The sequence below is a fragment of the Cupriavidus sp. FW306-01-F10A genome, from assembly GCF_058782785.1.
The window spans coordinates 338295-349698 of the sequence record NZ_JBYSYA010000005.1; the positions used below are offsets into that span (position 1 = coordinate 338295).

The 11404-nt window shown below is 66.1% G+C and carries 9 protein-coding genes and 1 rRNA gene; 3 read left to right on the top strand and 7 right to left on the bottom strand.

The features are described 5' to 3' along the window. Positions 1–288 precede the first annotated feature (288 nt). Entirely contained in the window at positions 289–1491 is a 1203-nt protein-coding gene (locus tag AC3WLF_RS10600) for an ABC transporter substrate-binding protein (RefSeq protein WP_492321592.1), read from the top strand. Between the two features lie 47 nt (positions 1492–1538). Here AC3WLF_RS10600 and AC3WLF_RS10605 read toward each other — a convergent pair whose 3' ends face one another. The 5 genes from AC3WLF_RS10605 to AC3WLF_RS10625 form a co-directional block, all read right to left on the bottom strand. Then, complete coding sequence (locus tag AC3WLF_RS10605; RefSeq protein WP_492358185.1) at positions 1539–2570, bottom strand: ABC transporter ATP-binding protein; 1032 nt, start codon at positions 2568–2570, stop codon at positions 1539–1541. Positions 2571–2596: 26 nt separating this feature from the next. After that, a complete protein-coding gene (locus AC3WLF_RS10610) occupies positions 2597–3595 on the bottom strand; it encodes an ABC transporter ATP-binding protein (RefSeq protein ID WP_010814791.1) in 999 nt (332 codons plus the stop codon). 13 nt (positions 3596–3608) lie between these two features. After that, a complete protein-coding gene (locus tag AC3WLF_RS10615; protein WP_492358180.1) occupies positions 3609–4541 on the bottom strand; it encodes an ABC transporter permease in 933 nt (310 codons plus the stop codon). A 3-nt stretch (positions 4542–4544) separates the two neighbouring features. After that, a complete protein-coding gene (locus tag AC3WLF_RS10620; RefSeq protein WP_492321594.1) occupies positions 4545–5522 on the bottom strand; it encodes an ABC transporter permease in 978 nt (325 codons plus the stop codon). Between the two features lie 156 nt (positions 5523–5678). Next, entirely contained in the window at positions 5679–7265 is a 1587-nt protein-coding gene (locus AC3WLF_RS10625) for an ABC transporter substrate-binding protein (protein ID WP_492353246.1), read from the bottom strand. A 335-nt stretch (positions 7266–7600) separates the two neighbouring features. On the opposite strand from AC3WLF_RS10625, the gene AC3WLF_RS10630 reads away from it, so the two are divergent. Together AC3WLF_RS10630 and AC3WLF_RS10635 are read left to right on the top strand one after the other, a co-directional pair. Then, entirely contained in the window at positions 7601–8794 is a 1194-nt protein-coding gene (locus AC3WLF_RS10630; RefSeq protein WP_492357521.1) for a M20 aminoacylase family protein, read from the top strand. A 51-nt stretch (positions 8795–8845) separates the two neighbouring features. Next, the gene (locus tag AC3WLF_RS10635) at positions 8846–9871 is read left to right on the top strand and encodes a DUF2891 domain-containing protein (protein WP_492358181.1); all 1026 of its coding nucleotides are present in this window, start codon (positions 8846–8848) and stop codon (positions 9869–9871) included. Positions 9872–9887: 16 nt separating this feature from the next. On the opposite strand, the gene AC3WLF_RS10640 is transcribed toward AC3WLF_RS10635, so the two are convergent. Next, positions 9888–10838, bottom strand: coding sequence for a DUF3047 domain-containing protein (locus AC3WLF_RS10640; protein WP_492358182.1), 951 nt, complete (start codon positions 10836–10838; stop codon positions 9888–9890). A gap of 279 nt (positions 10839–11117) precedes the next feature. Then, positions 11118–11230: ribosomal RNA gene (gene rrf, locus AC3WLF_RS10645) — 5S ribosomal RNA — on the bottom strand. Between the last annotated feature and the right edge of the window lie 174 nt (positions 11231–11404).

Genomic DNA, 11404 nt, shown 5'->3' on the forward strand with positions numbered 1-11404 from the left:
GGTCTCCGGGCGGGGTGTGTTGTTTTTTCGTTCGGTCGTACGGAACTGGAGATGCCGGCGCAGGCGCGCTGGTAGCGGCGCCCGAGCCGCGCCGGCGGGCGGCGCTTTCCCGGCCGTGCGGGGGGATGGCGGGGAGTATCTCGATCCGATTGTATTCGATTATGATGTGCCGGCGCGCTGCCGGCACAGACCGGTACGCGCACCATGCCGCACGACGTGAGCAATTCGCCGGCGAGAGACCGGCCGACGCGGCAAACGGGTAATCGAACCACATTTCGCGGGGGGTTTATGTCGTTCCGATCCGGGGTCAATGGCCGGCTTGCCGGCCTGCTGGTGGCGTGCGCCATCGGCACGGGTGGCGCATCCTGCGCTGCCTTCGCGGCCAACACGGCGGGCATCCCCGCCACATCCGAAAACGGCGTCACCGCCGACACCATCCTGCTGGGCCAGTCCGCCGCGCTGACCGGCCCGACCGCCGTGCTCGGCAAGCAGATGAACTCGGGCGCACGGCTGTATTTCGACCATATCAACCAGCAGGGCGGCATCCACGGCCGCAAGATCCGGTTGGAGGCGCTAGACGACTACTACGAACCCGAGCCCGCCGCCAGGAACACCAGGAAGCTGATCGAGGAAGACCGCGTCTTCGCCCTCTTCGGCTATGTCGGCACGCCCACCAGCCAGGCCGCGCTGCCGCTGGCAATCCAGGCCAGGGTGCCGTTCTTTGGCCCGTACACCGGGGCGCAGTCGCTGCGCGAGCCGCGCAGCCGCTACGTCTTCCATGTGCGCGCCGGCTACAACGAGGAAACCGCGGCCATCCTGCGCCAGATCCAGACCACCGGGCTCAGGCGCGTGGCCGTGGTCTACAACGAGGACGCCTACGGCAAGGCCGGACTGGATGGTCTGGAGCGCGCGCTCAAGGCCGCGCCCGACAGCGGCGTGCAGATCGTCGCGCGCGAACCCGTGGTCCGCAACACCACGGAAATCGGCGACGCCATCCAGGGTTCGATGAAGGCCAGGCCCGACGCCGTGGTGATGATCAGTGCCTACCGCACCGCCGGCGCCTTCGTGAAGGAAGCGCTGCGCCGCGGCTACAACGGCCAGTTCTACAACGTCTCCTTCGTCGGCACGCAGGCGCTGGCCAACGAGGTCGGCGCGCAGGGCAGCGGCGTGATCATCTCGCAGGTGATGCCGCACCCGGGCAACGCCACGCTGCCGATCGTGCGGGAGTACCTGCGCCTGCTGCAGGCCGCCGGCAAGCCCAGTGAATTCGACTACGCCAGCATCGAAGGCTTTATCGCCGCCAAGGCGTTCACCGAGGGCCTGCGCCGCGCGGGCAAGGACCTGACGCGCGAGAAGCTGGTGACCGCCCTGGAGTCAATGCGCAGCTATGACCTCGGCGGGTTTATCGTCAACTTCACGCCGGAGAATCACGTGGGCTCGAAGTTCGTGGAGATGACGATCATCAATTCGAAGGGGCAGGTGATCCGCTGAGACTCAAGGTTTTCTCCTCCCTCGCGCAGGGAGGAGAAAACCAGGCACTACTCCATGTCGTTCAGGTGACACGCCGAGAACCGCATCGGCGCAATCTCCTTCAGCAGCGGCTGCTCTTCCCGGCAACGCGGCATCGCATGCGGGCAGCGCGGGTGGAAATGGCAGCCTGGCGGCGGGTTCAGCGGCGACGGGATCTCGCCGCGGATCGCCACATAGGTCTTGCGGGCCACCTCCAGCTTGGGCGCCTCGGCCAGCAGGGCCTGGGTATAGGGATGGTTGGGCGCGGCGAACACGTATTCTGTCGGCGCGGATTCCACCACCCGCCCCAGGTACATGATCACCACGCGGTCGCTGATGTGCTTGACCACGCCCAGGTCATGGCTGATGAACAGGTAGGTCAGGTTCAGGTCTTCACGCAGGCGCATGAACAGGTTCAGCACCTGGGCCTGGATCGACACGTCCAGCGCCGCCACCGACTCGTCGCACACCAGGAACTCGGGCTTCACCGCCAGCGCCCGGGCAATGCCGATGCGCGCGCGCTGCCCGCCGGAAAACTGGTGCGGAAAGCGCCGCAGCACGGTCGGGTCCATGCCCACGCGCACCAGCATGTCTTCCACATAGCCCTTCTGCGCGCCGCGCTCGACCATGCCGTGCACCACCGGCGCCTCGCCCACGATATCCAGCACGCGCAGCCGCGGATTGAGCGAGGCGTACGGGTCCTGGAAGATCATCTGGATTGCCAGCTGCTTCTCGCGGCGCTTGTCGGGCGGCAGGTGGTCCAGGTTGATGCCGCGCCACAGGCGCTCGCCCTCGGTCAGCGAGTGCAGGCCCACGGCCATGCGCCCGAGCGTGGACTTGCCGCAGCCGGACTCGCCGACCAGGCCCACCACTTCGCCGGCGCGGATGCTCAGGTCGACGCGGTCGACCGCGTGCACCACCTCGTCGTGCGCATGGGCGCCGAACAGGTTGGCGATGCGCGCGGCGGTGTCGAGCGACTTGACGAAGCGCTTGGACACGCCGCGCAGCTCCAGGATCGGCGCGCTCGGCGTGCCCCCCTCTTCCGCTGCAGGATTCGTCATCGGTCGGGATTGCAGTTCAGTTGCGCTCATGCTGCCTCCTGGTTGGCCAGCACCGGATGGAAGCAGCGCAGGCGGCGGCCGTCGGCGGCGGTCTCCAGCGGCGGCTCGGTCTTGCAGGCAGCGGTGGCGTAGGGACAGCGTTCGCGGAACGCACAGCCGCCCGGCAGGTTCAGCAGCGACGGCGTCATGCCCGGGATCTGCCGCAGCGGCGTGCCGCGCGGATTGCGCGACGGCGCCGAGCTGATCAGCCCGTGGGTGTAGGGGTGTTCGGGGTGTTCCAGCACCTGGCGCACGTCGCCGGCCTCGACGATCTTGCCGGCGTACATCACGCACACGGTATCGGCCAGCCCCGCCACCACCGACAGGTCGTGCGTGATCCAGATCAGCGCCGTACCCGATTCGCGGCACAGGGTCTGCATCTCGTACAGGATCTGGCCCTGGATGGTGACGTCCAGCGCGGTGGTCGGTTCGTCGGCAATGATCAGGTCGGGCTTGTTCAGCAGCGCGATCGCGATCGCCACGCGCTGGCGCATGCCGCCCGAGAACTGGTGCGGATAGGCCTGCAGGCGCTCGTCCGGCGACGGGATGCCGACCCGCGCGAGCGCATTGCGCGCGCGTTCGCGCGCCACCGCCTTGCCCACCTTTTCATGCGCCAGGACCGCCTCGATCATCTGCGTGTCGATGCGCAGGACCGGGTTCAGCGTCATCATCGGGTCCTGGAAGATCATCGCGATGCGGTTGCCGCGCACGTCGCGCTGCTGCGCGGGCGTGAGCGCGCGCAGGTCGCGGGTGATGCCGTCGCGGCTGGTCAGCGCGATGCGGCCGTCGACGATCTTCCCGGGCGGGTCGATCAGGCCCATGATCGAATAGCCGGTCATGGACTTGCCCGAGCCGGACTCGCCCACCAGCCCCATGATCTCGCCGCGGCCCACGGTGAAGGACACGTCGTCGACCGCCTTGGCGATGCCGCCGCGCGTGTGGAATTGCGTCTTCAGGTGTTCAACCACCAACGTCGGTTGTGCCATGTTCCGCTCCTGGTTATTGCGTCTGCAGGCGCGGGTTGAGGACATCGCGCAGCTGGTCGGCCACCAGGTTCATCGCCACGATGGTGACCACCAGCGCGATGCCCGGGAAGAAGCTGATCCAGTACTTGCCCGACAGCATGTACTGCTGCCCGTTGGAGATCAGCGATCCCAGCGAGGGCTCGGTGACCGGCACGCCCAGCCCGAGGAAGGACAGCGTCGCTTCCAGCGTGATCGCCGAGGCCACCTGCAGCGCCGCGATCACGATCAGCGGCGGCAGGCAGTTGGGCAGCAGGTGGCGGAACATGATGCGCATCGGCGGCAGGCCCAGGCAGGTGGCGGCCTCGATATATTCCTTGCGGCGCTCCACCAGCGCGGCGCTGCGCGTGGTGCGGGCGTAGTAGGCCCACTGCACCGCCACCAGCGCGATCACGATATTGCCCAGGCCCGGGCGCAGGAAGGCCAGCAGGATCAGCGCCAGCAGGATCGGCGGGAACGACAGCTGCAGGTCGGCCACGCGCATGATGAAGGCCTCGGTGCGCCCGCCCAGGAAGCCGGCCAGCAGGCCGAGCGTGGCGCCCAGCAGCAGCGCGATCACGGTGCTGACCACGCCCACGCCGATGCTGATGCGCAGGCCGTACATCACCGCCGACAGGATGTCGCGGCCCTGCTCGTCCGAACCCAGCAGGAAGGTCATGCCGGTGCCGGCCTGCTCGCCCGGCGCCAGGCGCGCGTCGAGCACGTCCAGCGTGGCCAGGTCATAGGGGTTCTGCGGCGCCAGCCACGGCGCGAAGATGGCGATCAGGATGATGATGACCAGCGTGGCCAGTCCGGCCACGGCAATCTTGCTGGAGAAGAACTCCGCGGCAAAGCGCCGCCACGGCGATTGTTCGCTCGCCGCGGCGGGCGGCGGGGTCTTGTCCTCTTGTTCTACAGATACGGCACTCATGGCTCAGCCCTTGTTGTCGGCAATGCGCACGCGCGGATCGAGCATGCTGTAGATGATGTCCACCACCAGGTTGATCAGGATGAACAGCGTCACGATCACCATCAGGTAGGCGACGATCACCGGCCGGTCCAGCAGCTGGATCGAGTCGATGATGAGCTTGCCCATGCCGGGCCAGGCGAAGATGGTCTCGGTCACGATCGCAAACGCGATGATCGAGCCGAACTGCAGCGCGATCACCGTGACGATCGGGATCAGGATGTTCTTCAGCACATGCACGCCGACAATGCGCGTGTTCGACAGGCCCTTGGCGCGCGCGAACTTGACGTAGTCCTGCATCATCGCCTCCTGCGTGCCGGCGCGCGTGAGCCGGATCACCATGGCGATATTCAGGAGCGACAGCGTTACCGCCGGCAGGATCAGGTGGCGGATGCCGTCGGCAGTCAGGAAGCTGAGCGGGATGCCGAGCACGCGCACGGTCTCGCCGCGCCCGTTGGAGGGCAGCCAGCCGAGCTGCACCGCGAACACCATGATCAGCATCAGCCCGACCCAGAAGGTGGGCAGCGAGAAGCCCAGGATCGACACCGCCATGATCGACTTGCCGGCCATGCCCTTGGGCCGCAGCCCGGCCCACAGGCCCAGCGGGATGCCCAGCACGATCGCCAGCAGGATCGCGCAGATGGCCAGCTCCATGGTGGCGGGCATGCGCTCGAAGATCAGCTTGAGCGCCGGCGTGCCGTGCGCGAACGAGGTGCCCAGGTTGCCTTGCAGCGCATTCTGCAGGAACACCCAGTACTGCTCCCACAGCGGCTTGTCCAGGCCCAGCGCCGCGATGGTGCGCTTGATGTCCTCCTGGTCGGCCTGCGGGTTGATCAGGATGTCGACGGGATTGCCGATGGCAAAGACGCCGAGGAAAACCAGCAGCGACATGACGAAGAGCACGACCACGCTCTGCATCAGGCGCCGGATGATAAAGACCAGCATGTTCGAACCACTTTCCTTTCGCGCGCGAATGCACGCCACGCCCGGGCCGCGCCGTGGCGCTTCCCGGGTGTGGCGCGGCAGCCATGCGCGGCACCGCAAACTCGGCCAGCAGACCATCCGCCGGCCGAGGCTCCTGTTGTCTGGGCTGACCGGAGCTTACTGGGGCTTGAAGTTATGCGCGTAGGTGCGCTCGTCGGTACGCGGCACGTAGACGATGCCCTTTTGCGTGGCCCAGGTGGTCACCTGCTGGTGGATCGGGATGATACCGCCATCGTTGATCGCGATCGCGGTGGCCTCCTGCAGCAGCTTGGAGCGCTCGTTGTCGTCCACGGTGGACAGCGCCTTCTCCAGCACCACGTCCATCTTGGGGTTGCAGTACTCGCCCCAGTTGGTGGTGCCGAAGCCCTTCTTGCTGTCCTCGCACGCCAGCAGCGCGCGCAGCGGCGAGCTGACCTCGCCGGTCTGCGCGCCCCAGCCCAGCAGCCCGAACGACCACTCGTGCTTGATGCCCTTGGACGAGTACGTCGCCATCGGCATGCCTTCGACCTTGGTGGCGATGCCGATCCGGGTCAGGTTCTGCGCAATGGTCTGCGCGATCTTCTCGTCGTTGACGTAGCGGTTGTTGGGCGTGTGCAGCGTCACGCCGAAGCCGTTCGGGAAGCCGGCCTCGGCCAGCAGCTTCTTGGCGGCCTCGGGGTCGTACTTGACCGTCTTCAGGTTGGGGTTGTAGCCGAACAGCGTCGGCGGCACCAGGTTGTTGGTCGGCTCGGACAGGCCTTCCATCAGGCGGTCCTTGATGCCCTGCCGGTTGATCGCCATGCTGATGGCATTGCGCACGCGCGCGTCCTTCAGCGGGTTCTTGTCCAGCGGTGCGCCTTCCTTCGTCGTGACATAGGGCGACTTGTCGCGCTTGGCATCGAAATACAGGTAGATCACGCGGTGCGAGATCTTGGAGAAGAACGACAGCTTGGGATCCTGGCGCACCTTGGGCAGGTCAGGCGTGGGCACGTTCTCGATCGCCTGCACGTCGCCCGACAGCAGCGCCGCCAGTCGCGTCGCCGGATTGGGGATGAAGCGCAGCGTGACCTTGTCCCAGGCCGGCTTGGCGCCCCAGTAGTCGTTGTTGCGCACCAGCTCGACCCGGTCGTCGCGGGCATAGCTGACGAACTTGAACGGCCCGGTGCCGACCATGCCCTTGCCCTGCGCGAAGTCATCCGAGCTCAGCCCCTGCGTCGCCTTCTTCTGCACGATGAAGATCGACGTGAGGTCGTTCAGCATCAGCGGATAAGGCTGGTTGGTGGTCAGCTGGATGGTGTGCTTGTCGATGATCTTCTTGTTGACGATCGCCTTGGTGTAGACATCGAACTTGCCCGGGCTGTTCTGGATGGTGGCCGGGCGGTCCAGCGACCAGATCACGTCTTCGGCGGTCAGCTCGGAGCCGTCGTGGAACTTCACGCCCTTGCGGATCTTGAATTCCCAGGTGAGGTTGTTGACCAGCTTCCACGACTCGGCCAAGCCCGGGATGATGCGGCTGTCCGGGTCCATCTTGGTCAGCGAGTCAAAGATATGCTCGGAGACGTTGATGTTGGAGAACAGGTTGTAGAAGTGCGGATCCATCGAGGTTGGCGGCGAACTCATGGCCAGTTTGAGGTCCGCGGCCTGGGCGGTGCCGGCGAGCGCCAGGCCAAGGGCCCCGGCTACCGCCACCACACCAATTGCCTTCTTGAAAGTGCGAAGGGACATCGCGCAATTCTCCCTGTAGGAAGTGAAGCAGACGTTTTAGGATCGGCAATGCGCCGCGCCGCGGGTCACGCGGCGGCGCTGCGTTTTGGTGCGGTTTGGGGTGCGGTTGCGCATCACAAAGCGACGAATTTGCCGGCCGGGCACTTCAAGCATGAACTGTTCCAGCAGTGCGCATGTCGCGGCAATGCGGGGAAACCCACCCGCGCTGGCATATTGCACTGCGCCAACCTGGCAAGCGCGCAGGAAATCGCCGCATTTTGGCGCTTTGCGGAGAGGCATCGTATGATCGGGGTATCCAACGCTAACGCCCCTAACGTCCAGGGCAGCCAGGCATCATGAAGCTCATCCCCGAAATCCTGCAGGCACAAGCCGAAATCCGCGCGATCCGGCGCGACATCCACGCCCACCCGGAACTCTGCTTCGAAGAACAGCGCACTGCCGACGTGGTCGCGCAGAACCTGGAATCGTGGGGCATCGAAGTGCATCGCGGCCTGGGCACCACAGGCCTGGTGGGCGTGATCCGCAACGGCAACAGCCCGCGCACCATCGGCCTGCGCGCCGACATGGACGCGCTGCCGCTGCAGGAAGCGAACACCTTTGATCACCGCTCGCAGCACACCGGCAAGATGCACGCCTGCGGCCACGACGGCCACACCGCCATGCTGCTCGGCGCGGCGCGCTACCTGGCGCAGCATAAGCCCTTCGACGGCACCGTGCACCTGATTTTCCAGCCGGCCGAGGAAGGCGGCGGCGGCGCCCGCGAAATGATCAAGGACGGGCTGTTCGAGCGCTTTCCGTGCGACGCGGTGTTCGGCGTGCACAACTGGCCGGGCATGCCGGTCGGCTCGTTCGGCACGCGCGCGGGCCCGCTGATGGCATCGAGCAACGAGTTCCGCATCGTGGTGCGCGGCAAGGGTGCGCATGCGGCCATGCCCAACAACGGCAACGACCCGGTCTTCACCGCTGCGCAGATCGTGTCGGCGCTGCAGGGCATCATCACGCGCAACAAGCGCCCGATCGATACCGCGGTGATCTCGGTCACGCAGTTCCACGCAGGCGACGCCACCAATATCGTGCCGGACCAGGCCTGGATCGGCGGCACGGTGCGCACGTTCACGGTGCCGGTGCTGGACCTGATCGAACGGCGCATGGAAGAAGTGGCGCGCGCGGTGGCGGCGGCATTCGACTGCACCATCGGATACGAATTCCACCGCAACTATCCGCCGACCATCAACAGCGAGGCCGAGACCGGCTTTGCGGCCACGGTCGCCGCGGAACTGGTCGGTGCGGACAACGTCGACAGCAATGTCGAGCCCACCATGGGCGCCGAGGACTTCTCGTTCATGCTGCAGCACAAGCCGGGCTGCTACCTGTTCCTGGGCAACGGCGACGGCGGCCATCGCGACGCCGGCCATGGCATCGGGCCCTGCATGCTGCACAACCCGAGCTATGATTTCAACGACGAACTGCTGCCGGTCGGCTCGACGTTCTTCGTGCGGCTGGTGGAAAAGTGGCTGGCGCCTGCGTGACGTTACGTACCTGAGCACAGCACAACGATAAAAAACCGGGGAGCATCCGCGATGGGCCGCCTGGCGCTGGATCGCGAGACAGCGCGCAGCTTCGCGCGCGTGGCGCTGGACAATATCCTGCGCCGCTATCCGTACAAGCTGGACCACATGGTGGCCAGCGCCGGTGACCTGGCCGAACCGTCGGCTTGGCATCCGGTCTTCTGCGGCAGCTACGACTGGCACTCCAGCGTGCACATGCACTGGTTGCTGGCGCGGCTGCTGGCGCTGTCGCCGGACCTGGAGGAGGCGCCCCGCATCCGCGCAACGCTGGACGCCCAACTGCGTCCAGAGCACATCGCGGTCGAACTGGCCTACTTCCAGCAGCCCCTTTCGCGCACCTTCGAACGCCCCTATGGCTGGGGCTGGATGCTGAAACTGCAGGCGGAGTTGCTGGCGCTGGCGCGGCAGGACGCCCAGGCAGCCACCTGGGCCGAGGCATGCGCGCCGCTGGCATCGCACCTGTCACGGCAACTGGCGGATTTCCTGGATGCAGCGGTATTCCCGGTGCGCACCGGCACCCATTACAACAGCGCCTTCGCTCTGGTGATGGCCATGGCCTATGCGCGCGCACACCAGGACTTCACCTTGCGGCGCGCCATCGTGCGGCGCGCCCACCGCTGGTTCGGACATGATCAGAAATACCCGGCGCGATATGAGCCCGGCGGCGATGAATTCCTGTCCGGCGGGCTGACCGAAGCCGTGCTGATGCACGCCGTGATGGACGGCTGCGCGTTTTCAGAATGGTGGGATTTGTTCGTGCCGGGGCAGGCGGAACTGGCCAACTGGCTGACGCCGGTGGAAGTGACCAATCGCAGCGACCCCAAGACCTCGCACCTGGACGGGCTCAACCTTTCGCGCGCCTGGTGCTGGCGCATGCTGGAGCCCGCCCTGCCCGAGCCGCTGCGGCCGCTGGCCATCCGGGCATGGTCCGATCATCTCGAGGCATCGCTGCCGCAGGCGGTCGAGGGCGAGTATGTGTCCACGCACTGGCTGGCCTCGTTCGCGGTGCTCGCGCTGGCCGAGCCTATCGGCGGCTGAAGGCGCCGCGGGGGCTTCAGTCCAGCGCGATGTCGCCGTACCAGGACTCGGCCTTGCTCTTGGTGTTGTCGGTATCGGTCATGATGCCCACGGCGATGACCAGGCCGGGGTCGGTCCCGAAGGCCTTGCGGTAGTCGGCGCGCAGGTCGCGCTCATGGCAACGCCACTCATTGGCGTGCTTCATGCCGCTATCCACCACGATCATGCGTACCCGGTCGGTGTGCGGATTCCTCACCAACGAGCCTTCCGCGCGCCGTCCGCCCCAGATGTACATCAGCGTGGCGTAGGGCATTTCGCGGCCGGTAGTCAGCCGCGCCAGCTCGTACATCAGCTGGTCTTTCAAGGGCAGTGCACCCTTGTCGCCGTCGAAGGCGACGAACAGGCGCAACGGCGAATCCTCGCGCGGGCCGTGGCTGTTGTCGGCGTTGCGGATAATGCCGCTGGTCTTCCAGGTCCAGCGCAGCATGCCGGCATCGCGATCGCGCAGCGGGACATACAGGCCGGAGGCCGAACTCTCGGCCTGCGCATGGACGACCACGCGCTGGTCGACCTCCGCCATCGAATAACGGGTGGGCGTCTTGTTGCGGTTGATGGTCCAAGGCTGCCAGCCGATCGGCAACTGGTCGCGATGCGGTGACACCGAGAACAACGGCAGCGTGGCCAGGGTCGGCGGCGGCGCGGCATCGGCGGCTTCGCCGTCGTCGCCCGCCTCGGCTTCGGCCGCACTGGTGTTGGCGGCAGCCAGCGGATCGGGCGACGACACCGCAGTCACCGCCGGGTCCGTCTGCGCTGCCGCGTACCCGGCCATGCGCCTGGCGAATGCCTGGCAATCGATCGCGGAAGTGTCAGCCATAGTGGCCGTGTCACCCGGAGGAACCGTGGAAACAGGGGGAGTGGATGCGCATCCTGCCAGCAGCAGCGCGCCGGCGGCGCCAGTCAAAACCAGCCGAAACACCTTGGCCGTCATGTAACCCCTCGAAACCCGAATCCGGACCTGCTCTGTTGGCAAGGGTCCGGCTATTGCTCACTACTTGCTGCAAACACGCGTTGCAACCGCCTTCGTGCCGCATGTGGGCACTTGGGTGTCGACCATAGCAGAAGGCGGACAGTCCCGGAATGCTCGGCGACCCGCGATGCGGCATGAAAACAACGAGGACATGCGTGCCTGCGCCGGCCCCCGGGCGTTTGCGCCGCGCCAAAGCAAAAACCCCCAGCCTTTTGGGGCTGGGGGTTCTGCAGTATAAGAGCCTGGCGATGACCTACTTTCACACGGGAATCCGCACTATCATCGGCGCGGAGCTGTTTCACGGACCTGTTCGGGATGGGAAGGGGTGGTTCCAGCTCGCTATGGTCACCAGGCATGAGGGGTTGCAGCGCTGAGGTTGAGGTCAACGCTGCGAATAGGGATGTAGTTGGGGTTGTGCGTGTCAACTGTTTCGGCACAGTCGCGATCACACACCAGGCAAAACACACTGGTTATAGGATCAAGCCTTACGGGCAATTAGTACTGGTTAGCTTAACGCATTACTGCGC